This window comes from Gaoshiqia sediminis, from assembly GCF_025907915.1.
Taxonomy (GTDB): domain Bacteria; phylum Bacteroidota; class Bacteroidia; order Bacteroidales; family Prolixibacteraceae; genus Gaoshiqia; species Gaoshiqia sediminis.
The window spans coordinates 14518-39166 of record NZ_JAPAAF010000008.1 but is presented as its reverse complement, the minus strand read 5'-3'; the positions used below and the strand labels follow the sequence as shown (position 1 = coordinate 39166).

The 24649-nt window shown below is 47.2% G+C and carries 19 protein-coding genes and 1 tRNA gene; 14 read left to right on the top strand and 6 right to left on the bottom strand.

The features are described from left to right. Positions 1-10: 10 nt before the first annotated feature. Complete coding sequence (locus tag N2K84_RS07875; RefSeq protein ID WP_282591246.1) at positions 11-5569, bottom strand: alpha-2-macroglobulin family protein; 5559 nt, start codon at positions 5567-5569, stop codon at positions 11-13. A gap of 108 nt (positions 5570-5677) precedes the next feature. Next, a complete protein-coding gene (locus N2K84_RS07870) occupies positions 5678-7216 on the bottom strand; it encodes a YifB family Mg chelatase-like AAA ATPase (RefSeq protein WP_282591245.1) in 1539 nt (512 codons plus the stop codon). 120 nt (positions 7217-7336) lie between these two features. Here N2K84_RS07870 and N2K84_RS07865 point away from each other — a divergent pair, with 120 nt between their 5' ends. The 5 genes from N2K84_RS07865 to N2K84_RS07845 all read left to right on the top strand — a co-directional run bounded on the left by N2K84_RS07865 (position 7337) and on the right by N2K84_RS07845 (position 12104). Next, a complete protein-coding gene (locus tag N2K84_RS07865) occupies positions 7337-8134 on the top strand; it encodes an ion transporter (protein ID WP_282591244.1) in 798 nt (265 codons plus the stop codon). Positions 8135-8241: 107 nt separating this feature from the next. Then, positions 8242-8538 carry a hypothetical protein gene (locus N2K84_RS07860; protein ID WP_282591243.1) on the top strand — a complete coding sequence of 99 codons (297 nt, stop codon included), beginning with the start codon at positions 8242-8244 and terminating at the stop codon, positions 8536-8538. 9 nt (positions 8539-8547) lie between these two features. Then, positions 8548-10410 carry a DNA mismatch repair endonuclease MutL gene (gene mutL / locus N2K84_RS07855; RefSeq protein ID WP_282591242.1) on the top strand — a complete coding sequence of 621 codons (1863 nt, stop codon included), beginning with the start codon at positions 8548-8550 and terminating at the stop codon, positions 10408-10410. Positions 10411-10490: 80 nt separating this feature from the next. Further along, complete coding sequence (locus N2K84_RS07850; RefSeq protein ID WP_282591241.1) at positions 10491-11231, top strand: rhomboid family intramembrane serine protease; 741 nt, start codon at positions 10491-10493, stop codon at positions 11229-11231. A 3-nt stretch (positions 11232-11234) separates the two neighbouring features. Beyond that, on the top strand, positions 11235-12104 hold the full coding sequence (locus N2K84_RS07845; RefSeq protein WP_282591240.1) for a rhomboid family intramembrane serine protease: 870 nt from the start codon (positions 11235-11237) through the stop codon (positions 12102-12104). Here the strand turns inward: N2K84_RS07845 and N2K84_RS07840 are convergent, their stop codons facing one another. Further along, positions 12105-13073, bottom strand: coding sequence for a YihY/virulence factor BrkB family protein (locus N2K84_RS07840; protein ID WP_282591239.1), 969 nt, complete (start codon positions 13071-13073; stop codon positions 12105-12107). A 5-nt stretch (positions 13074-13078) separates the two neighbouring features. Continuing rightward, positions 13079-13471 (bottom strand): DUF4783 domain-containing protein, encoded by a 393-nt coding sequence (locus N2K84_RS07835; RefSeq protein WP_282591238.1) that lies wholly within the window; start codon positions 13469-13471, stop codon positions 13079-13081. Between the two features lie 117 nt (positions 13472-13588). Here N2K84_RS07835 and rlmH point away from each other — a divergent pair, with 117 nt between their 5' ends. From rlmH to N2K84_RS07815, 4 genes are all read left to right on the top strand, one after another. Further along, positions 13589-14062: a 23S rRNA (pseudouridine(1915)-N(3))-methyltransferase RlmH gene (gene rlmH, locus N2K84_RS07830; RefSeq protein ID WP_282591237.1), complete on the top strand. Its 474-nt coding sequence runs from the start codon at positions 13589-13591 to the stop codon at positions 14060-14062. A 15-nt stretch (positions 14063-14077) separates the two neighbouring features. Next, positions 14078-17731, top strand: a complete 3654-nt coding sequence (locus N2K84_RS07825; protein WP_282591236.1) for a sensor histidine kinase — start codon at positions 14078-14080, stop codon at positions 17729-17731. Between the two features lie 98 nt (positions 17732-17829). Next, positions 17830-18345: a hypothetical protein gene (locus N2K84_RS07820; protein WP_282591235.1), complete on the top strand. Its 516-nt coding sequence runs from the start codon at positions 17830-17832 to the stop codon at positions 18343-18345. Further along, the gene (locus N2K84_RS07815) at positions 18346-18747 is read left to right on the top strand and encodes a phosphoribosyltransferase (RefSeq protein WP_282591234.1); all 402 of its coding nucleotides are present in this window, start codon (positions 18346-18348) and stop codon (positions 18745-18747) included. Between the two features lie 72 nt (positions 18748-18819). On the opposite strand, the gene N2K84_RS07810 is transcribed toward N2K84_RS07815, so the two are convergent. Both N2K84_RS07810 and folB read right to left on the bottom strand, forming a co-directional pair. After that, positions 18820-18890 (bottom strand) — tRNA-Cys (locus tag N2K84_RS07810). A gap of 66 nt (positions 18891-18956) precedes the next feature. Next, the gene (gene folB / locus N2K84_RS07805; protein WP_282591233.1) at positions 18957-19310 is read right to left on the bottom strand and encodes a dihydroneopterin aldolase; all 354 of its coding nucleotides are present in this window, start codon (positions 19308-19310) and stop codon (positions 18957-18959) included. Positions 19311-19586: 276 nt separating this feature from the next. Between folB and N2K84_RS07800 the strand changes: the two genes are divergently transcribed. From N2K84_RS07800 to N2K84_RS07780, 5 genes are all read left to right on the top strand, one after another. Then, positions 19587-21284 (top strand): glutamine--tRNA ligase/YqeY domain fusion protein, encoded by a 1698-nt coding sequence (locus N2K84_RS07800; protein WP_282591232.1) that lies wholly within the window; start codon positions 19587-19589, stop codon positions 21282-21284. 119 nt (positions 21285-21403) lie between these two features. Then, entirely contained in the window at positions 21404-21997 is a 594-nt protein-coding gene (locus N2K84_RS07795) for a hypothetical protein (protein ID WP_282591231.1), read from the top strand. A 96-nt stretch (positions 21998-22093) separates the two neighbouring features. After that, positions 22094-22795, top strand: a complete 702-nt coding sequence (locus N2K84_RS07790; protein ID WP_282591230.1) for a LiaI-LiaF-like domain-containing protein — start codon at positions 22094-22096, stop codon at positions 22793-22795. 43 nt (positions 22796-22838) lie between these two features. Next, entirely contained in the window at positions 22839-23879 is a 1041-nt protein-coding gene (locus N2K84_RS07785; protein ID WP_282591229.1) for a sensor histidine kinase, read from the top strand. Between the two features lie 5 nt (positions 23880-23884). After that, the gene (locus N2K84_RS07780) at positions 23885-24634 is read left to right on the top strand and encodes a LytR/AlgR family response regulator transcription factor (protein ID WP_282591228.1); all 750 of its coding nucleotides are present in this window, start codon (positions 23885-23887) and stop codon (positions 24632-24634) included. Positions 24635-24649: the final 15 nt, after the last annotated feature.

Genomic DNA, 24649 nt, shown 5'->3' with positions numbered 1-24649 from the left:
GCGTGAAAGATCACTTCACCATTTCCACCCATTGGCCGGGTTTGCGGGAGTTGATGCGGTTGTCGTACATAGCTTCGCACTGAACGGACGGCAGGTAAAATTTACCCTCGTAGGCCGCATTCAGCAAAATACGGAACGTTTTTCTCTCATGCGGATTCAAACTGAAATAAGTCAGCACCCGGTCGTCGCGGATGTCCTGATAGTCGAAGGCATCGCTTTTCAGCGGACTGTCCACATCATTCAGCCTGGCATTGATAATTTCCCAGCCCGACGGGAAAATCGTGGTCAGCGCCATTTCCTTGTAGATCCCGCGTTGTCCGGGATTTTGCACGCTGATTTCTGCTACGAAGTCGGTTCCCTGCGCTAACCGGGCCGGGTCAATTTTTTGGCCTTGCATGTCGGTGTAACGCAGTTCCATAAACAGGTTGCTTTGGGCAGAAGTGGTATCGCCGGTAACCGGAATTCCCTCGCTCATCACGCGGGCATACATTACCTTGCTGGTTTGGTTTTCCACCTGTACCTGAGCGGTCTTGTTATTTTTCAACGTCACATTGCCCTGCCAAACCGGTTTGTTTGCGGAAATTGTTTCAGCGATTGATTTGTTGAAAGAAACTTTCGCGTTCAGTGCGGTTTGGTCCGGCTTTCCGTCACCGGCAAATTCAGCAATGGCCACCAGCGCAAAAGCAGTGGTTTGTGTGCTCATCCATTCATCCGATGACAGTTGGGCCGAAAGTTCTGTCAACAGCGGGAATGCTTCCGTTTGCTTTTTCAACAGGGCCAGCGTTTCCAAAATCATTGCCCGGTCGCGTGCATCAGAACCATAGGTGTTTGAAAGTTCACGATATGGTTTGATGGTTTTGCTGAGCTTGCTGATCATCTTTTCGGCCACCTCCGGCTGGCCAGCTACCGCGTAAGCTGCTGCCAACCGCCACTGCGACAATTGGTCCAGCTCTTTTTCCTCGCGCAGACGGTTCATGGCGCCAAAGTCGGGCGATTGGGCCAGGGCCAGCGTGTACAACCGGTATGCCTGAATGAGCGGAGAACGCTCGTATTCGTTCGTCCTCTGCCAGTTTCGGGCCGCGTTTTTCTGGTAGTTCAGCCATTTCTCTTTCAAGCCAAACGGAAGGGTATAACCTGCTTCTTCTGCCTTCAACATAAAATGGCCGGCATAATTAGTCCCCCACAAAGAAGAATGCTGCGAGCCGGGCCAGTAAGCGAAACTTCCGTCATTTAACTGAAACCGGGTGAACAGGTTGAGAGCAGCCCGGATGTTGCTTTCGGTTTCTTGTTTTTGTCCGGGTGAGATTTCTGTGAGGCGGTTGAGCATTAGCTGCGGGAAGGCTCCCGAAGTGACCTGCTCGATGCAGCCATGCGGATAATGGATCAGGTAGTGGAGGCGGCGGCCCAGGTCGATCGGCGGGATGCCCGACAGTTCGAGCCGGGCGGTATTGGTGCCTTCCATGCCCGGGGCCAGCACCGCAGTTTCCCATTTCTGTCCGGGCTGAATGATGGTTTCCAGCATATTGACCACCCGTGGATTGGAAGGCCGGATTTCAATTTCAATGTCGTAACTGGCTTTGTGGCTGCCGCTTTCTGCTGTTACCGTCACTTTTCCAATGCCGGTTTTTTCGGCCACTTTCAGGTTGAACCCGGCCAGCTGGTCGCCGACTTCGGTAAACTGAACTTGCCGCGAACTTCCGCCGAGGGGTGTTAACAGTTCGTTGGTTTGAATGCTGATTTTCACATTTTTCACCTCGGGCTTCATGGCAAAAACATTCACCGGAAGTTTCACTTCTTCGCCCGGGCCAAGCACACGCGGCAAGGTGGCCAGCAGCATCAAAGGCTTCAGCACTTTCACCGATTTTTCAGCGTTCCCGTAAGCGCCGTTGTTGCCGGAAACCACCATTACCCGCACAGCGCCCACATAGTTCGGCATTTGCAGGCTGTGTTTGCTGGTTTTTCCTTTCTCCAAGGTAAAGGGGCCAATAAATGAAACAACCGGTTTGAAGCGGTTTACCTTTTTGCGTTTTGCAGCGGCCAGGTTTTCGTCGCCACCAACGGCAAAAGCCCGTTCCAGTCGGGCGCCGTAAGCGCCAATCACATCGTCGTAGAAATCCCAGGTTTTCACGCCCAACGCTTCGCGGGCATAAAATGCAGGCCAAGGATCAGGTGTTTTGAAGCGGGTCAGGTCCAGCAAGCCTTCATCGACCACCGCCAGCGTATAAGTCATTCTCTGGCCATTCTTCTCCGATACTTTCACCTCGTATGCTTTTTCAGGCGCCAGTTCGTCAGGCATTGAAATGACCGGCGTCAGATGTGTGTTTGGATCCTCAATCAGCACGGGAATGACTCCGTACAACCGGATGGGCGCATCGTTTTTAGTCTGGGCATGCGGCTGGATCAGCGAGATGTGTACAAAAATATTCGGGGCCATTTCGGGTTTTGTGTCGAAGCTGAAAACCGTGTTTTTCTCGGTCGTTTCCACCCAAAACAAATCCAGCACGTCTGAGCCGTTTTCGATGCTCACCAGTGCTTTTCCGTTTTTGCCCGACGGGATGGTGACCGTCACTTTTTCGCCTGTATGGTATTTTTCTTTATCCGTTTTGAAGGACAGCATGGTGGCCGCATGTTGCATCCCCTCGGCAGCCCAGTAGCCCCACTTGGAAAAATAGGCCGTGATCCCGGTGCTGTGCCCGCTTTCCCGGTCTTTCACATGAATGAGGTAGCGCCCGCTGTCATTCCAGTCGGTATAGTTAATTTGAAGTGGAATGCTGGCTGTGCCGTTCACGGTACTCACCATTTTGCGCATGACTGGCTTTTTGTATGAGTTGTTTACATAGCGGGCCAGGTTATCTTCGCCGGCATCCCACCACCAGTGCCAATCCACTTTGTAAACGGTCACTTCCAATTCTTTACGGTCAACTTTTTGGCCTTTGTAGTCAACGGTGACCAGATCGAGCGGATACGATGTGCCGATTTTGTACCAGTTGGAATCGGAGGCCGGTAGCTTAACACCCACAAAAGATGGGTACGGCGCATACGGAACGGTTTTCATATCGATGCTGAAATCGCCCGTCTCTTCATAAACCCGTGTGCTGAAATGAGCATTCAGCATGCCGGGGGCAGAGCTTATTTGCGGCAGTTTGAAATTGATGTTTGCCAGGCCCTTGTCATCCACTTTCCCGCTGAAAACCGCCTGCTCTTCTGCATAAAATTCTTTGGCCGGGTCGTCAAAATTGTAATTGAATAATCCGGCGAAGGTTGTTTTTGTTTTTGAAAAGCTGAGCGAAACCTTTGCTTTCAGGTTTTTGGCCGTGCCACCATGAAGCCAGGCTGTTTTCAGCGTTCCTTTGGCATAGCCCTGGTAAATTGAAAGCGGGTCGGCTTCAAACTTCAAGTCGATTTTCAACCGGTTGGGTTTTACGGTTTCCACCTTGATGCGTTTGGAGAAGGTCTGTCCGCCTACTTTTAACCGGGCATTCCAATTTCCGGTTGGCGCTTCAGGATCGGTTTCGGCTGTGAAGCAGTAAAAGCCATTCATTCCGGCGGTTTTTACCTGTCGGCTGACGGTTTGCCCTTTGGGGTTGATCAGTTCAAAAATTACCGGGTGATTGTCGGGCAGGTTGTTTTGTTTGTCTTCCAGCAGGAAGGTGAGGAAGATTTTGTCGCCGGGGCGCCAAACACCGCGCTCGCCGTAAATGTAACCTTTAGTGCCCTTTTGGACCACTTCGCCCGAAACATCAAAGTTGCTGAGCGACAGGGATGAACCATCATCCAGGCGCAGGTAGGCCAGTTGCCCGTCTTTTTCGGCAACGAGCAGGAACGGTTTGTGTTTTAGTTGCACCTTGGCCAGCCCATCCGCTCCGGTGACCACGGTTTCCATCAATTGTTTCTGAAAGCTGTAAATTTTCAGGTTTACTCCAGTTTCGGGGGCAGTGGTTTTCAGGTTAGTGACGGCAAAATACAGTTGTTGGTTACTGCCGCCTTTGGCAATGATGCCCAGGTTGGTTGCAAACAGGTTCCGGGCAACAAAACGTCCCGAATTGTAATAAGATGCTTCATCCGGGTTTTCGCGTTCCTCCCATTCGTAATCGTCCGGATAGTAGTAATCCGAATACCACCCCGGATGGTTCCATTCATCCATTTCCTCTTCATACTTTTGTGCCGTTTCCAACATGTCAACAGGTGAGGTTTGGGGCGCAGCAGGCATTTCTTCCAGACCGTAAAGTGAATAATCTTTCCTGAAACCCAACTGAACCCGGTAAATGGCGCCTGGCTCTATTTTTACCAGTTTGGCAATATCTACCGTGTAGGTGTTCCAGTTTTTAAGTTGAGAAAATGAGGCTACATTCAGGTCAACCTTCTTTTGAAAAACGAGGCGCCCCACCTGTTTGATGTTCGAGTTATCCGGATAGTTGTTCTGCTGAAAAAACTGGTGAATGTTATGAGTGAATATCTGGATGATGCGCAGATCAACCGCATTCAGGTTCACCGCCTCAAAAGGAAAAATCAGTTCGTTGGACGAGGGAACAAGGCTGCCCTTTCCAACCAGGCGGACAGCAGGTTTCAGGTCTTCGAAGCGCACTTGCAGTGTGGTTGGTTCTTTTAGTTTGAAATTGAGCGCATTTCGTATCCCGGACGAAATATAGACATCGTGCTCGCCGGCCAACCGGGAGGGCACGTATATTTTCAGTTCATTGTTTTCAACCAGGTAGCGCAATTGGTCAATTTTGTCGATCGAAACCAACCCCTCCAGATTTTGATTGGCCAGCAACGGATCGGAAAACCGGATCAGCAAATATTGCTCGGGCTGCTGAACTACCCGGACATCAACTACTTTAAAAACATCCAGTGCCGGAAGTTCCATTTCTTCCATGCCTTTTTTTGCATCGCCGATTGCCCCTCCATCCCATTTTATGGCCAATTTTTGCGGATCATTTATTCTGACTAAACTGTCAGCCCGGAAGACGTGATTTTTTCCTTCCGCATCATGCGTCCAACTCAACGACAACGGTTGATTGTTTTTCAATACCCGGATCAACGCTTCAACCTGTTTTTCATCTGCAAAATCGGCCGTGAAAACCTGGCCCGACAAGAACTGCAATTTCAGGTTTTCGTTGTCGTAAGCCCGGATGGACAGGTTGTTCACATTGAAGGATTGGCGAATCGTTTTCACCTGGAATTGTAGGGTATTGACCCGCGAAGGTACATCGAGGATTTTGCCCAAAGCTACCGTCACCGTGTAAGCTGCATCCGATTTCATCCGCTCAGAGGGCAAAAAGGCGAGGGTTTGGTTATCAACCCATTGTATTTTTCCTTTCACGGATGGCGACAGTGAGATCAATCCAGCTGGCGCCTCTGTTCCCGGTTGCCCCGGGTTTTGAGGCTCCTGGCTGAATGTAATCAAAATGGGCGCTTTGCATGAAATTACCCCACTGGTATAACTGCTGACGAATTGAGTAAATCCGCTGTCAACTTCGATTGTTTGTTGGGTCTTTTTATCTCCGCAGGAAGGAAGAAAGTGTAAGGCTGTAATCAGAATAACAGCCAGGCGAACTGCTAATTTCATAATGAACCGGTTATAAGGTATGTTGAATATTAGTACTGAAAGATTTGCCGGGATGTGGCGGTCATATAGTTGGTGAAAAAGAGATCGAATGACGCGGCTAAAAACTGCTCAGGTGCCCCAGCTTTCCCGGTCCAGGCTCCGGTACTGGATGGCCTCGGAAATATGGTGGCTTTCAACCGGCTCCGATCCTTCGAGGTCGGCAATGGTACGGGCAACGCGCAAAATGCGGTCGTAAGCGCGTGCCGAGAGCCCCAGTTTCTCCATGGCATTTTTCAATAAATTATTGCTGGCCGGGTCCAGTTGTACAAAGTCGCGTATTTGCCGGGACGACATTTGCGCATTGCAAAACACGCCTTCGGTTTTTTGGTATCGTTTCGACTGGATTTCGCGGGCCTTGATGACCCGTTCGCGAATGGCGTGGCTGTTTTCCGTTTCACTCAATTCCGACAATTTCTTAAAGGGAACCGGCACAACTTCCAGGTGAATGTCAATCCGGTCGAGCAGTGGGCCTGAGATCTTATTCAAGTATTTAGGCACCATGCCCGGGGCACAAACACACTCCTTGGTTGGATGGTTGTAGTACCCACAGGGGCAGGGGTTCATGGAGGCCACCAACATCATGCTGGCCGGGTATTCAACCGAAAACTTGGCCCGCGAAATGGTGATTTTCCTGTCTTCCAACGGCTGGCGCATCACTTCTAAAACCGTTCGTTTAAATTCGGGCAGTTCGTCTAAAAAAAGTACGCCGTTGTGGGCCAGGGAAATCTCGCCGGGTTGCGGATACGTTCCGCCACCAACCAGGGCTACGTCAGAAATAGTATGATGCGGAGCCCGGAAAGGCCGTTCGGTCATTAGCGAAGTGTCCTTGTCTATTTTGCCCACTACCGAATGAATTTTGGTGGTTTCCAATGCTTCGTGCAGGGTGAATGGTGGCAAAATGGTAGGAATTCGTTTGGCCAGCATGGTTTTGCCGGCTCCTGGCGGACCAATCATTATCAAATTGTGGCCGCCGGCCGCTGCAATTTCAAGGGCACGTTTTACATTTTCCTGCCCTTTCACATCCGAAAAATCAACATCGGTGCTGTTTAGCTTTTTGTAAAATTCCTCGCGGGTATTTACTAGGGTTGGTTCCAGTTCCGTTTCATCGTTAAAGAAACAGACCACTTCTTTGATATTTTCCACTCCGTAAACCTTTAGCTTGTCAACAACAGCAGCTTCTCGGGCATTTTGTTTGGGCAGGATGAATCCTTCAAAACCCTCTTCCCGTGCTTTAATCGCGATGGGCAGAGCGCCTTTTATGGGTTGCAAAGTGCCGTCGAGCGATAGTTCGCCCATTAAAATGTATTTTTCCAGTTTTTCAGGGGAAATCTGTTCCGAGGCGGCCAGCACGGCAACGGCCAACGGCAAATCGTAGGCAGAACCTTCCTTTCGCAGATCGGCGGGAGCCATGTTGATGATGATTTTTTGCCGGGGCCATTTAAAGCCGTTCAGCCGGAGTGCCGACTCAACGCGTTGCTGGCTTTCTTTGACTGCACTGTCGGGGAGCCCGACTAAAAAGAACCGAATCCCCTGCGATACATCGGTTTCAATGGTAATGGTAGTGGCATCGATGCCATGCACGGCGGAGGCAAAAGTTTTGATCATCATGGGGCAAAGGGTTTTATCTGACTTTAAACAAAACATAAATTTACACCGACAATTATTAACGTGCAAGCAATGGGGCCTGTTACTTTGTTTTTTCGCTATTTTTGAATAAAAGTAGATCATATGTTGGCAAAGCAAAAACTCTATGAGGTTATTTTTGAGGCAGACTCAAGAGGTGGAAAGATCTTTGATATCAGTCTGTTGTTGATTATCCTTGCCAGTATCATTCTGGTGATGCTGGAGAGCGTACCAGCAATCAGCAAAGAATACCGGCACGTATTAAATGTTTTGGAATGGGTGATCACCGGTATCTTCACCGTCGAATATAGTTTACGTGTGCTGATCGTGGTAAAACCGCAGAAGTATATTTTCAGCTTTTACGGGATTATTGATTTGTTGGCTGTGTTGCCCACCTACCTGAGTTTGTTTGTTGTTGGCAGTCACAGTCTGATGGTCATCCGTGCCATCCGTTTGCTCCGGGTGTTCCGTATACTCAAATTGAACCGCTACACCTTAGCCGGGCGAAACCTGGCCAGAGCTTTGCGGAATAGCCGAGAAAAGATTTTCGTTTTTTTGTTTTCGGTCATCAACATGGTGTTAATTGTAGGAACATTGATGTATCTGATCGAAGGCCCCGAAAATGGGTTTAAAAGTATTCCCACAGGCATTTACTGGGCCATTGTAACCATGACTACGGTTGGCTACGGTGATATTTCGCCGCAAACAGCTACCGGACAATTTTTGGCCAGCATGGTGATGATTGTGGGCTATGCCATTATTGCCGTTCCCACGGGGATTGTCACTTCCGAAATGATAAGAACTTCCCGCAGCAATAACACGCAGGTTTGCCCCGAATGCCTCTACGACCAGCACGATGACGACGCTGTGTATTGCAAGAAGTGCGGACATAAAATCAATTAAATTGAGGCTGGCTTGGTTCTTGGGTTGCAGGGAGGTTTTTGCCGGAAGCTTATTTCGCTATGTGGGTTGGTTTTTGTATTTTTGTAGGTCAATAAACAAATTTAGCCATGATCGGAAAGTTTTTCCATACACCCAAGTCCCACCGTTTCAATATTCCTTACCGCTATTACGATCCGGAAAAGGAAGAGATGGAGAACCGGGAAGATCGCATTAAACGGGAATTGGGGATTCACGAGAAAAAGGAATGGAACCCCAATCGACGGCCCAATATTCGCGGCCAGTTCCGGCGGGCCATGGGCGGCTCTTCCAAAACAGCGGAAGAGGCCAGAAAACGTTCCAATACCCGTTTAATTTTCCTGATTATCATTTTGAGCTTGGCTGTTTACCTGATTTTAAAATTTTAACGCAATTCCGTGCCAGATATTATTCAACTGCTTCCTGATTCGGTAGCCAACCAGATTGCCGCGGGTGAAGTCATTCAACGGCCTGCCTCTGTGGTGAAGGAACTGGTTGAAAACGCCATTGATGCAGGAGCAACGCAAATCACGATAAACATAAAAGATGCCGGACGCACGCTGATCCAGGTCAGCGACAATGGTTGTGGCATGTCGGACACCGATGCCCGCATGGCTTTTGAACGTCATGCGACTTCAAAAATAAGGTCGGCTAACGATTTGTTTGCGATCCGCACAATGGGCTTTCGTGGTGAGGCGCTGGCCTCTATTGCCGCTATTGCCGATGTGGAACTGCACACCCGGCAACATGATCAGGAGATCGGAACCTTCATCCACATCAACGGATCGAAAGTGATTGCCCAGGAAGCCGGCAGCTGCACGGCGGGCACCAACTTCCTGGTGAAAAACCTGTTTTTTAACGTTCCGGCACGGCGTAAGTTTTTAAAGGCCAATTCAACCGAGCTGAAACAAATCATTAACGAGGTGCAGCGTATTTCGCTGGCCAACCCGGAGATAGGTATTTCGCTGATTCACAACCAGCAATCTGTTTACGAATTAGGGAAGGATGACAATATCCGCAAACGCATTGTCGCCATCTTCGGAAAAAATATCAGCCAAAGCCTTATTCCCGTAGATACGGAGACATCGCTGGTCAAGATAAAAGGCTACATCGGTCAACCCAAATATGCCCGGAAAACATTTGGCGAACAATTCTTTTTTGTGAACAACCGCTTTATGAAACACCCGTTTTTTCACCGGGCCATCATGCAAGCCTATGAAAAGATTTTGCCGCCTGAAAGTTTCCCCTCGTATTTTCTGTATTTCGATGTTGATCCCGAATCTATCGACATCAACATTCACCCGACGAAAACCGAGATCAAGTTTGAGAATGAAATGGCCATCTGGCAAATCATTCAGGCCTCGGTGCGCGAAGCGCTGGGCAAGTTTAATGTCGTGCCGTCAATTGATTTTGATCAGGCAGGCAGTATTGATATTCCCATTGCCCCCAAAAGCCGTGAAGGAATTGCTCCGCCGAAAATACAGGTCGATCCTACCTACAATCCGTTTGAAGTTGAAAAACGAAGTTCGGTAAATTTCTCTGCAGGCAGTTCGTATACTTCACCAAAGCAGGAACAGGTAAAATATTGGGAGACGCTTTACCGGGATTTTGAGGACGACAAGGAAGATAATGCACCGCTCGTCATTCCGGAAGAAAAGCGGGAAGAATCCATCGAGATTAAACATGAGGAAGCATTTTCGGGAAAGACCTGTTTTCAGTTTAAAAATAAGTACATTCTGACCCCGGTAAAATCGGGTTTGATGGTGATTGACCAGAAAAGAGCCCACGAACGCATTCTTTTCGAGAGTTTTATGGCTGTGTTAGACAGCCAAGAAATTGCCAGCCAGCAGCAGCTTTTCCCGCATACCTTTGAGTTGAATGCAGCTGATGCCGAATTGCTGCGCTCGGTACTCGATGACCTGAAATCGCTGGGGTTTGATGTGCGCGAGTTTGGCGCCAACAGCTTCATCATTAACGGAACGCCCGGCATGCTCGACAATTCGTCGCCCCTGGAAATTATTGAAAGCTTGCTGGAGGATATGAAAAGCACCGCCGTGGACTTAAAAGAAAAGGCCCGCGAAAAAGTAGCGGCCTCGTTGGCGCGTGCCTCGGCAATTCCCTATGGTTATGCGATGAAACCGGAAGAAATAAACCAACTCATTGATCAGTTGTTTGCTTGTTCAACACCCAACTTTTCGCCCGCCGGAAAACACGTGTTGACCATCATGCCGGTGGAGCAATTTGAAAAGCTGCTGAAGTGACAATTTGACGGCATTTGTTTAATTTGCCGTGAAAAGTTATTTTGGCGTGGCTCTTGTGGGCACAACTAAAAATTTCGACTATGTACAATAACAGACCCATGTTTGGGAATATCCCACCGGTTGTAAAAAACCTGATCATCATCAATGTGCTCATGCTGTTGGCTACTTACGTAATGAGTATGCGCGGTATCAACCTGACCTCCACCCTGGGTTTGCATTATATTGCTTCGCCGGCTTTTAAACCGTATCAGCTGGTTACGCACCTGTTTATGCACGGAGGATTTACCCACTTGTTGTTCAATATGTTTGCCCTATGGATGTTCGGACGGATTCTGGAGAGCGTTTGGGGCCCGAAGCGTTTCTTTATTTACTATTTTGTCACCGGGCTGGGGGCTGCCGCGTTGCACATGTTCGTAAACTTCATCGAATATCAGTCGGTAATTTCGAAGATGAACCCGGAGCAGATTGACATGGTAATGCAACAGGGGCGTGATGTGTGGTTGCAGGGAAAGAACTTTACCGACCCACTGGCTGGAAATCTGAACATGTTGCTGAACGTTCCCACGGTTGGAGCTTCGGGCGCTGTTTTTGGGGTGTTGCTGGGCTTTGGGATGCTGTTCCCCAACACGCAATTGATGCTGCTGTTCCCGCCCATCCCGATCAAAGCCAAGTATTTTGTCATCGGTTATGGTTTGCTGGAGCTTTATCTTGGTTTGGCTCGCCCGGGAAGCAACGTGGCCCATTTTGCCCATTTGGGGGGCATGTTGTTTGGCTTCTTATTAATAAAATACTGGAACAAAAACAGCCGCAACTTCTATTAACCAATGAACATTGCTGACGAAATAAAGGAATCTTTCAAAAAGGGATCGGTGCTCACCCGATTGATTTACGTCAATATTGGCGTTTTCCTGTTTATACGTATTCTGAATGTTTTCTTCTTTTTACTGAATGAAGATTTCTCGCTGCTGAACTGGCTGGCACTGCCTGCCGACATGCACCAACTGCAATCCCGTCCGTGGACTCTTGTGTCGTACATGTTTTTGCATTTCAGCTTTTTGCACATTCTGTTCAACGTCTTGTGGTTGTACTGGATGGGGAAGATTTTCCTGTTCTACTTTGACGAAAAGAAGTTGCTGAGCATTTATCTGCTTGGCGGACTGGCGGGTGGCCTGTTTTTCTTGGTTGGTTATAACCTGTTCCCGGCATTTACCGAAGTGGTTGTGTTTTCACAATTACTGGGCGCCTCGGCTTCGGTGCTGGCGATTATTGCCGCGGTGGCCACTTATGCGCCAAACCATACCATCAGCCTGCTGTTTATCGGATCGGTGAAGATGAAGCATGTGGCCTTGGTTTCGCTGCTGATGTATGTGATCGGGATTGCTTCGTCGAACGCAGGCGGAAACCTGGCCCATTTGGGTGGGGCATGCCTGGGTTTTGTGTTTGTGGTGGCTTACCGAAATGGAACGGACCTGACCAAATGGCTTACCAGCCTGACTGATTCACTGGTGAAATTGTATAAGCCCAAACAACGGATTCAGGTGAGTTATCGGGGCAAACACGATGATCTGGAATTTAACCGGCGGAGAAATCTGAAACAGGAAGAAATCAACCGGGTGCTCGACAAAATCAGTAAATCGGGTTACGACTCGCTGACCAAAGAAGAAAAAGAGCTGCTTTTCAAGATGGGCAAATAGTCAAAAATCCAACCGTTCTTCCAGTTCCTGCAATTCCATTTCCCGTCTCAGGGTGGAGGCTTTCCTGCGTGCCGCACTCAGGCTGGCGTTCAGCTCAAAGCCGATCAGTAAAATCAATGACATGATATAGAACAGTAACAATACTACCAAAAGGGTTCCGATGGAGCCATAAAGTTTGTTGTACTGGCTGAAGTTGGTGATGTAGTACCCAAATCCAACCAATACAATTATGCTGAGAATGGTCGCCAGGGTGCCTCCTGCCGAGATAAACCGCCAGCGTGTTTTTTTTGTCGGTGCGAAGAAATAGAGCGACGAATAGGCAAAGAAGAACAGAGCGACCACGACAATCCATTTGCCGATTGATAGCAAATAATACGTGAAGTGGCTGCCAAGCAGTCCGTGCTGGTCCAGGTAGTTAATAGCAAATTGGCCCACAGTAATTACCGTAATGGCAATGGTGAGCAACACCGAAAGGATAGCCAGCAACAATAAGGCAACCAGACGTTGCCCGTACCAAGTGCGACTTTCGAAGCTATGCAGCGAGGCGTCAAAAGCGCTCATCATGGAGGCCAGTCCGTTGGTGGAGAAAATCAGTGCCATGAAAAAACCCAGTGACAACAAACCACCTCGTTGGCGGGTGAGAATGTCCTGAATGGTTTCTTCAACTACCAAAAAAGTATGGGTGGGTAGAAAATCGCGAATCAGTAGAAACAGCTCTTCCTGAAAATCTTCGATAGGAATGTACGGAATAAGCGTAAAAATAAAGATAATAGCCGGAAAGAGCGCCAAAAAAAAGCTAAACGCAATGGCCGACGCGCGCGTGGTAATTGCCCCGTTAACGATGCTCCGGTAGAAAAATAGAAGGACATCATATAGTGGGATTTTGTCAAACCCGGGAAAACTGACTTTTCGCGCCCGGATCATCAATCGCTGAGAAAATCGTTTTACCCGGTGATAACGATTGGCCATTGGCACTATTGTTTTTCAATTCTCAATTGGTGGATGTATGCTTTTTCTCCGTCATTTTTCAATAAAAAATATACCCGGAAGGTGCCTTGGTTAGTGGATAAATTGCCGATGGCGTATTTGGCACCTTCTTTTCCTCCCTGGTGAATGATGCTGAATCCTTGTGCTTTATGCTGACTGAAAAAATTGGTCACAATTTGCTGTGCCTGCGCCTTACTGTACACATCATCCTGATCAAGCACCACCATTTCAATGTTTTGGTTGAAATAAGACGACAGGGTGCTGGCGTTGCCTGTTTTTAAACTCAATACCACCTCATCGGGTATCTGGGCAAAGAGTTGCAATCCTGCAAAAACAAATGCAAATGTAAAAATCAGGGTCCTGTAAATTATCCTTTTCATTTTTACTATTTTAGGAACACAATGGCAACCTGCATAAATTGTACCAATTATCGGAAGGATACTGGCTTTGGTTGCATAACTTTGTAAAGGTAACAAAATTCGACTTAGAAACTCCCTATGAAAGTTAGGCTAATTGTGATCGGGAAGACAGACAAAGACTATTTGCAGGAAGGAATTGACATCTTCCACAAACGTATTCCGCATTATTTACCTTTTGAGTACCTGGCGCTGCCCGATATTCGGAATACCCGGAAGTTATCTGAAGATCAGCAAAAAGAAAAAGAGGGTGAATTGTTGCTGGCCCAGTTGAAACCCGGCGATGAGCTGATTTTGCTGGACGAGCACGGAAAGCAGTTTCGCTCCACCGAATTTGCACGGTTTTTGGAGAAAAAAATGCTCGGTGGAACAAAAACCCTGGTATTTGCCATTGGGGGACCATACGGTTTTTCAGGAAAGGTTTACGAAGCAGCCACCGGGAAGATTAGTTTGTCGAAGATGACTTTCTCGCACCAGATGGTGCGGTTGATCTTTAGCGAACAACTTTACCGGGCCTTGTCGATCCTGAAAGGTGAGCCGTACCACCACGAATAATAACCGGGCCAACTCATGGAAAAACTGAAAAAATACCTGCTCCTCCTGCTTGCCGCTTCATTTTTTGTGTTGGGTTTTATCGTCGAAAACCGTCTGCTCCATCCGGAACAGGAAACCAAAGTGGCGAAAAATTTCGAACAACGGCTTCACCAGAAACAAATTTCGCTGGACGAAAAGCTGGATGAAATAGCGACAACGATTGAACGGGATGATTTTGACGGTAATTTTCAAACTGCCTTTAACGACTTGTTGCCATTGTTTGGCGAGCAAGGAATGGGATTCTTAATTACCTATCAGAGCCAATTGCTGTTCTGGTCGAACAACCGGTTTTCGTTTGCCGGGCGCTTTATCCGCCAGTTGAGCAATGCAAATGTACAGTTCTTACCGAACGGGATTTATTACAGCGCGGTTCGAAAGGCCGGAGGCTATTCTGTTATTGGGCTGATTCATTTAAAAGACAGCTATGCCATTGAGAACGAGTTTATTGAAAATAAGTTTGCCGAGGCGTTTTCAATACCTGCAAACTATTCGATCAGGCTGACGAATTCGTCGTATGCGCTTCCTGTACACGACCGGGACGGGAAGTACCTGCTTTCGCTGGTACCGTCGGGAAAAATCCACTGTCCGCACGCACGGCTTTACTTGCCTTCTGTTTTGTTTGGGTTTGGTCTGCTGGCTTTGTTTCTTTTTGCCCGGGTGATGTTTAAGCAATACCGGCACGAACATTTTATTTTGCGGGTGGCGGTGTTGGGATTATCGCTTTTTGGGTTTTACTGGCTTCGTATTCTGTTTCGGTTCCCCAGTGTTTGTTATGCTTTCGACGTGTTTTCACCTTCCTTGTACGCCTATTCTTTTTGGTTGCCATCGCTGGGTGATTTATTACTGCTCACCATTCTGATCTTTTTTTGGAGCCTCAATTTTGCCAAGGATTTTATCTTCTCCAAGAAGAAGAAAACCTACGAACTGGTGGTAGCTTATGGATTTATTGCCTTGTTTTATTTGTTGGTCAACTTCTTGGTGCAAAACTTGATCCGGAACAGCAGCTTCTCGTTTCAGCTTAACCGGATCGACAACATCAACCAATACAGCCTGGTGGGCTACCTAATCATTGCCTTGCTGTTTTTTTCGGCTTTCATTATCAATCTGAAGGTGGTTGAAGCAAGCGAAGTTCATCTGCCCCGGCGACGGTTCTTGCTGGTTCATGCCTTTCTGCTTATGGGGTCAGTTATCCTGGCCATTTGGGTTCGGAATGTCAATCTGTATGCGCTGTGCCTGTTTCTGATCACCAATTTTTCGGTTTTGGTCCTGCAAAAAACCCAGCTCAAGCGCTTTTCGCTTTCCTTCCTGATCTACTTCGTGTCGTTGTATACTTTTTTTACGCTGATTATCATTCAAAATCATAACAATAACCGGCGGCAACAAATTCAGCAGTTGATGGCGATTAATTTGTATTCGGAACACGACCCGGCAGCCGAAGTTTTTTTAACCGAGATGCAGCAGGAAATGAGCACGGATTCGGTGATTCCCTACCTGTTGTCATCGTCTTACTCGCACCTTGAAGAGTATATTGTCCATCAATATTTCAGTGGTTATTTCCGGAAATATGACAGTCAGATTACCGTTTGCGACGGATCGGATAGTTTACTGGTGCAGCCTGACAACCGACTGGTGCCTTGCTTCCCGTTTTTTGATGAAATGATTGCGGATTATGGCACACAAATTCCAGGTACCAATTTTTATTACCTGGATAACATGAACGGGCGAATTTCGTACTTTGGAAAGTTATTTTACCCGCTTTCGTCCGACTCGCTGGGCATTTCTGTCTTTATTGAATTGAAATCGAAATTGCTGCCCGAAGGAGCCGGGTTTCCCGAACTGTTATTGGACAGGTCGTTGCAAAAGCCCGAACGTTACCGGCAGTTTTCCTATGCCAAATATTTCAACAACGACCTGGTGTACCTAAGTGGCGACTATCAGTACAATTACTACATCAACACCTATGACCTTGGGAACACCAAGGAAGAGTTCGTTTTAAAGAAGTGGGATGGATATGACCACCTGATTTACCGGTTGGACAATAATAATTACATCCTGGTCAGCACCAGTTCGTTCGAGTTTATCGATTATCTGATTTCGTTCCCGTATTTATTTGTCTTCTACTTCGTTTTTATTTTGGTGGTCGTGTTTGCCGGTAATGCCAACTATCGCAGGCAAGCCTTAATTTATGACTTGAAGTTCCGCATTCAGGCTTCTATTATTGCGGTGGTGTTGCTTTCGTTGCTTGTGGTGGCGGGTGGTACCATTTATTACAATATTCGTGAGTACGAAAACAAGCACCAGGACGACCTGAATGAAAAGATGAAATCGATTGCCGAAGAAATAAACCTTCGGTTGAGTGAGGTGGATGAGTTTACCGTGGACGTGGAAAGCTGGCTGTGGCGCGAGCTGAATGATCTTTCCAATATTTTCAGGACCGACATCAACATTTATGGTATCGACGGGGAAATGATTGCTTCCTCGCGACCCGAAATTATTAATCGGGGGATTATTTCAACTCGCATGGATGCGCAGGCTTTTTACGAGTTGACGGAAAATTACCAGATTAGTTATATGCAGCCAGAAAGTATTGGTAATCTGTCTTTTTTGTCGATTTACGAACCCATTATCAACAATAAAGGGGAGTACCTTGGTTTTATCAACCTGCCGTATTTTACCCGTGGCGATAAGCTCAAACAAGAGGTTTCCACCTTCATCGTTGCCTTTATCAACTTGTATGTTTTGCTCTTTTTTGCTAGTGTGCTCGTGGCGGTTTTGTTGGCCAACCAAATTACGCGTCCGCTCAGTTTGATCCGCGAAAAACTGAAAGGCATTCAGCTGGATAAGAAAAATGAACAAATTACTTACCAGCGCGACGATGAAATTGGCGCCCTGGTGCAGGAATACAACCGGAAAGTGGAAGAACTGGCCGACAGCGCCGAACTGCTGGCCCGTACCGAACGGGAGCTGGCCTGGCGTGAGATGGCCAAGCAAATCGCTCACGAGATCAAGAATCCGCTTACCCCCATGAAGTTGAATATTCAATACTTACAGCGGGCAAAGGCCGAAAATAGCGCCCATTATGACGAATATTTTGACCGGGTGACGCGAACCTTGATCGAACAAATTGACACTCTCTCGGATATTGCCACCGAGTTCTCCAATTTCGCAAAAATACCCAAGGCCAGGAATGAGGTCTTCAACCTGTCCGAACGCCTCCGGCATGTGGCCGAGTTATTCGAATCGAGCCATCAAACAAAGTTCCGGTTGGAACTAAACGGGCTTGATTATGTGCTGGTTTTTGCCGACAAGGAACAGGTTTCGAGAGCCGTGGTAAACCTGGTTAAGAATGCAATCCAGTCCATTCCTCCAAAACGAAAAGGGCAAGTTACGGTTAGTCTTCAAAAGGACGATGAGGTTGCCATCATCTCGGTGGAGGATAATGGGGTTGGCATTCCGGAAGCAATCCGGCAGCAAATGTTTCAGCCCAACTTTACCACCAAAACCAGCGGTATGGGACTTGGGTTGGCCATCGTTAAAAAGATTACGGAGACGTTCCGGGGCAGGATATGGTTCGAAACTGAGATTGAACGCGGAACAACTTTCTTTATGGAGATTCCGCTATACAAGTAGTGTTTGCTGAAACGTATTATTTCGCAACTGACAAACATAAAACCACTGTTTAAACACAAAAACGTATAATTTTGTTATTCTACTAAATCGATAGAGATATGAATAATCCAGTCAGCGCTTTTCGCATCGAAAAAATTCAGGTTGTCGAAACACTTATCGTGCTTGGCGCAACCATGTTGATTCCGTTTTTGGTCCACCTGTTGCCGGATATTGGTGGCAACCTGGCCGGTAAAGTGTTCCTGCCAATATTTTTAGCCCCATTGGTGGCAGTATTCTTTTTTCGTAAACATGTTGCCCTGATTGCCGGATTGGCGGCCCCATTGCTCAACTACCTGATTCTTGGTCGGCCAGCCCCCGAAATGGTACTCACGATGAGTGTGGAAGTTGTTCTTTTTGTGCTGTTGGTCAGCTGGTTGAAGGATGTCCGGATTGTAAGCTTCCTGGCAGCCCCGTTGGCTTTTATTGGCGCTTCATTGGTGGCAGCCTTGCTCATGAGCGTTTTGGGCGTGATTACTTCCCTGTTTGTGTTCTGGATGGGCGCCATCGTAGTTGGCATTCCCGGAATCCTGGTTCTGGCCATGTTTAACTTCGTATTGCTGAAAATAAAAAAATAGATGGTCCCGCTTTCTTTTCAGGAAATTAGCGAAAGACTGAGGCAGCAGGATCTGCCGGAGGTGGATCTGGTGATTGGCATCGGGACCGGGGGGGTGGTGGCTGCCAGCCTGGTGGCTTTTCACCTGAAATGTGACCTTCAAATAATCACCTTGAACTACCGTGACGAAACAAATACGCCACAGCGCGAAGAACCGTTGATCATTCGGGGATTGGCGCCGGGCCAAGATCTGAATGGCAAAAAAATACTGTTGGTGGATGATGTTTCCGTATCCGGGAAAACCATGCAACAAGCCATCTCTGCCTTGGGATTGCCGAATATTCAGACCTTTGCACTAAAAGGAAAAGCCGATTATGTTCTTTTTCCCGAGGTGAAAGAATGTGTGAAGTGGCCTTGGAAATAGCGGAAATTTTAGATTGGCTGATATAAGCAGAAAAAAGCTGTTCTTTTGCGGAACAGCTTTTTTCGTAGGTTGAGGTCGGTGGCGGATTCGAACCGCCGTACACGGTTTTGCAGACCGTTGCCTAGCCACTCGGCCAACCGACCTTGTTTTTCGGGACTGCAAATTTAGATAAATTTTCCAGCTTTGCAACAACCCGTGCAACGATTTTATTACCGTGTTAAACTTACGCTCACCTTTCCGATTTGTCCGCCCATGGGTGGATTCATCTTCGAAAGCTTGATGGTTGCTTGCTCCAGCGTTGGAAAACGGGTATAGAGCGCATCCAGAATCCGGGTGCATACATGCTCCAGCAAATCGGAAGGCCGGGCCATCTCTTGCTTAATCAGATCATAAACAGATTGGTAATTTAAGGCATCTTCCAACCGGTCTGTTCGTCCCGCTTTTTCACAGTCAGTTATCAGTTGTACCGAGACGATAAACCGGTTGCCAATTTGCTTCTCCACCGGGTAGTGCCCGTGATAGGCATAAAATTCCATTCCTTCAATTTCAATTAGTCCGGACATCTTTCTTTTTTTTGAGGTTAAAATTACTGAGGGTTATTGCCCTGTAAAATTAATTTTTCTTTTTCAGGTGGTCATTTTGTTGGGGATGAAATCCTTTTATGCTGAATCATTTTATACTTTTGTGCTAATCCAAAAAGAACCTCTGCCCGAAACTATTCAAAGAGGGCCGGCAATCCGGCAGATGGACAAACATCATCTTAAATCTTGATTTTTTACGACTATCTAAGATGTTGAGATGTGTTTTTATTTGTACTGTAAATTTAACAACTGAGTTATATGAGCGAAAGTAGTCCTGAAAAAGAAATGGTGGTCAAGAAAAATTTCATTCATCAAATAGTTGAAGAGGAAATAAAAGCCGGAAAGAACGGGGCCCGGGTGCACACCCGTTTCCCGCCTGAACCCAATGGATATTTGCATATCGGACATGCCAAGTCGATTTGCCTGAATTTTGGGACTGCTCAGAAATACAATGGATTGACCAACCTGCGTTTTGATGACACCAATCCCACCAAAGAAGAAACCGAGTATGTGGATTCGATCAAGGAAGATGTGCGCTGGCTTGGATTTGACTGGGGTGACCGCGAGTTTTATGCCTCCGACTATTTTGGAAAGCTGTTTGACTTTGCCGTGAAACTGATCCGCGATGGCAAAGCTTATGTGGACGATCAGGATGCCGAAACCATCAGTAGCCAGAAAGGTACACCAACCCGTCCGGGAATGGAAAGCCCTTTCCGGAACCGTTCAGTTGAAGAGAACCTCGACCTTTTTATGCGGATGAAAGCCGGTGAATTTAATGAAGGAGACCGCGTCCTTCGTGCCAAAATTGATATGGCTTCGCCCAACATGCATATGCGCGACCCGATCATTTACCGGATCATGAAAACCCCGCACCATCGTACCGGCGACGAATGGTGCATTTACCCTATGTACGACTTTGCCCATGGGCAGTGCGATTACTGGGAGGGCATTACCCATTCCATCTGTACCCTGGAATTTGAAGTGCACCGCCCGCTGTACGACTGGTTTATCGACCAGCTGATGGACAGCGATTACCGTCCGCGGCAAATTGAGTTTGCCCGTTTGAACCTGACATACACGGTGATGAGCAAGCGCAAGCTGCTGGAACTGGTGAAAGACAAGCATGTTACCGGCTGGGACGATCCGCGTATGCCCACTATCTCGGGGCTGCGCCGCCGTGGTTATACTCCGGCATCGATCCGTAATTTCTCCGACCGCATTGGTGTTACCAAAGTGGATGGCGTGATTGATGTCGCTTTGCTGGAACACAGTGTACGCGAAGACCTGAACAAACATGCTCAACGTGTGATGGGTGTGCTCGATCCGTTGAAGGTGGTTATTACCAACTATCCCGAAGGTCAGGTTGAAGAGATGGAAGCTATTAACAACCCTGAGAACCACGAAGCCGGTACGCGCCAGGTGCCCTTCACCCGCGAGCTTTATATTGAGCGCGATGATTTTATGGAAAACCCGCCGAAGAAATTTTTCAGGCTTTCGCCGGGGACCGAAGTGCGCCTGCGTTACGCCTATTTTATTACTTGCAACGAAGTGGTGAAAGATGAAACCGGTAAGGTTATCGAGATGCGCTGCACGTACGATCCGGCTTCCCGCGGCGGAAATTCACCCGACGGGCGAAAAGTAAAAGCAACCTTGCATTGGGTGTCGGCTACTGAGAATGTGAAGGCAGAAGTGCGCCTCTACGACCGCTTGTTTACGGATGAAGAACCCGATGGGCACAAAGATGTCGATTTCAAAGATTTCATGAACCCGGATTCGCTTCAGGTACTTCCCGATTGTTATATCGAGCCGTTTGTGAAGGGAGCCAAGCCATTGGACTCGTTTCAGTTCGAGCGTTTGGGCTATTTTAATGTTGACCTGGACAGCTGCGGAGAAAAATTGGTTTTCAACCGGACCGCACAACTACGCGATACCTGGGCCAAGCACAAACATAAATAGTACAGCAAGTTTTGCGAGAAACAACACACTGTTCGTAAGAACGTGGTCCTAATCCTGTTTTGAAAGAGGTTATTCAAAAATCGTTTTTGGATAACCTCTTTTCCTGTTTTAAAATCAAATTGAACTTTTATCCAGGATCGTCCCGACTGGTAAAAACCGATAGTTACCGGTTTTTCGATTTGGCAGGCCCTTGCCTGATTCGTATGAATGTTGGTCTTACCGATGAATCACTTCCGTTAACCGATCTGTTTTCGTCTGTTTTTGGCGGAAGTGTTAGCTTTACTTCGAATTCATTAGAACGTAAAATCATGGAAAGACAGCAAAATAGCAGGCAATATGGTTCGCAATCCAACCCGGAAAAGAGGCGGGGCGGTTCGTTTTTAGGCACTATCCTGATCATTGTCGGGTTGCTTTGGATCTTGAAAGAATTTGGTTGGCAACTTGGTTTCCCGGCTGTGGAGTCTATTCGTCATGCAATTGCCGGTGTATTTACAATTTTTCGTGTCCATGCCTGGACATTTGGCTTGCCGGTTCTTTTGCTGATTGCCGGTGTACTGCTGGTCATCGGTCATCGTGGAATTGGTATTTTTTTGTTGGTACTTGCCGTGTTGCTCTTTATGCCACATCTGATAATACCCGGTATTTTGGCTATCATTTTCTTCCCCGTTTTGCTGATTATTGTCGGGATCATTCTTTTGACAAAGCTTTTATAAGCGGCGTGCGAAAAGATGGTGTGCTTTTGTGGATTATTTTTAAATTCGGGAACGGAACGGCAGCGTGTAACTGTTGCCAACGAATGATACTAGATTATGGAACAAAGAGGAAATAAACGTTTTTACCTGGGGGTTGTGCTGATTGTTATCGGGGGTATCCTGATTCTGCAGCGGCTAAATATTATTCCCTGGGGAATTGCTGATTTACTGATTTCATGGCAAATGCTGTTAATCGCGATCGGAATTTTTTCCTTGCTTGCCGGAAACCGTGTGGGTGGGGTAGTACTGATTGCAATTGGCGGGTTTTTCATCCTACCCGAACTGGTGGTTGTTCCGCGCGAGGTGCGGCGCATCTACTGGCCGTTGGTGTTGGTTGCCATTGGCGTGGCGTTGTTGTACAGGCAGAAAGGCTGTACCCGGCAAATTGAGCAGGGACCTGCGGACAAGTCGATTGACCAGTTCGATGATTTTGTCATCTTTGGAGGACGCGAGATATTTATCAACTCGCAGGAATTGAAAGGCGGACGCTCCACGTCAATCTTCGGGGGCATTGAATATGACTTTCGCAAGGCGCAATTGGCCCCGCAAGGTGCTATTATCGACTGTATCTGCATTTTTGGAGGGACCGGCCTGAAAGTGCCGCTCGACTGGAATGTGCGCAACGAGGTGACTACCATTTTCGGCGCTTTTACCGACAAACGCGGCGATACATTCCAAACCGGCAATTATGATCCGTCAAAAACAATTGTCATTAAGGGAATTACGGCGTTTGGCGGTGTGGAAATAAAACATGTATAAAAGATCTTCAGCACAAAATAATAACCGATAATTACCTGAACGAGTGAAGCACCCGTTTTTTAATAACCGGATATTGATTCTCTATTACGGGCTGTTTTGGCTGGTAATGGGGCTGGGCAACAGTTTGCTGCAAGCCTTTTGGAACAATATGGGCATGGAAGCGTCCTTGCTGGAATCCGTGCATCTTTTCCTGTTGTATCCTATTCTTGGCGCCAGTATTTGGTACTTGATCCGCTACAACGGATTGAATGAAAATGATTGGCTGTGGAATGTCATGTTCCACTTGGTTGCGGCATCAATTCTCAATGCAATCTGGCTTTACATGGGTTTTATTGCGGTGGGAATGGTAAACGAAATTTATCTGGATAATTTCTATAAGGCGCTTCCGTCCAATATCTTGGCTGGCTATTTAATGTATGCCGGCTATGTGGTTTTTTTCTATGCATTAGGATATTACGATTCGTTAAAAGAAAAAATTAAACGCGAAGCCGAACTGAAATCACTGGTTCGTGATGCCGAGTTGAACGCACTTAAATCTCAAATTAATCCGCACTTTCTATTCAATAGTCTGAACTCCATCTCTTCGTTAACCATCAGCAATCCTCAAAAAGCGCAGGAAATGGTGATTAACTTGTCTGCCTTCATGCGTTACTCCTTGCAGCATAACCGCGACGAAACGGTGTCGTTGCTCGAAGAACTGGAAAATATCAAGCTGTACCTGGGGATTGAGAAGGTTCGGTTTGGAAAGAAGCTGCTCCCTGTTTTTGAGGTTGAAGAAGCCTGCCTGCAAGCCCGGATTCCGAATATGATCCTGCAACCCTTGTTTGAAAATGCCATTAAATACGGCGTTTACGAAGCCACAAGCCCTGTATCCATACGCGTGTCCTGTAGGCCCGAACAGGCTTATTTTCATCTGACCATCGAAAACGATTACGATCCGGAATCGGTAAAAAACAAAGGTGAAGGGATCGGCCTGCGTAATATCAGGCAGCGTCTGGAGTTGATTTATGGAAATCCCAACCTGATTCGGGTTACCGATGACCGGACAAGCTATAAGGTTGAATTAATGCTCCCTAAAAAATAAAAACCATGAGCGATAAATTGAATGTTTTAATTGTTGAGGACGAAGAACTGGCTCGCGACCTGCTGAAATCATACCTGAAAGATCATCCCCAAATCAATTTGCTGGGCGAATGCGAAAACGGATTCGAAGGTGTCCAAAAAATTAATGAACTCAAGCCCGACCTGGTTTTTCTCGATATTCAGATGCCGAAGATCACCGGGTTCGAGATGTTGCAACTGCTTGACCACAAACCCGAAATTATCTTCACCACGGCATATGACCAGTTTGCCCTGAAAGCGTTCGAGTTTAATGCGGTTGATTATTTGCTCAAGCCTTTTTCCAAAGATCGGTTGCTTACAGCCATTGACAAGGTAGCCAGCCGGGTGGCCAACCAGGAAAATAACGCCGAAAAACTGGAGCGTCTCAGCGAATTTTCCACCGGTCGCTATTTAGACCGCGTGGTAGTGAAGGACCGGCACAAAATCAGCATCATTCTGACGGGTCAAATTCGTTACATTGAGTCACTTGACGATTATGTGATGCTTTACACAGAAGATGGACGGCACATGAAGCAAAAGACCATGAAGTTCTTCGAAACCAACCTCGATCCGAATGACTTCATTCGCATTCACCGCTCCTACATCGTAAATGTAGCCCACATTGCCGAAATCCAGCAGTACGAAAAAGAGTCCTACCTGGTCATCTTGAAAGACAAGACTAAACTGAAGGTGAGCAAATCGGGCTATAAAAACCTGAAGGACACGCTCAATTTTTAGCCGGTTCAATGGATT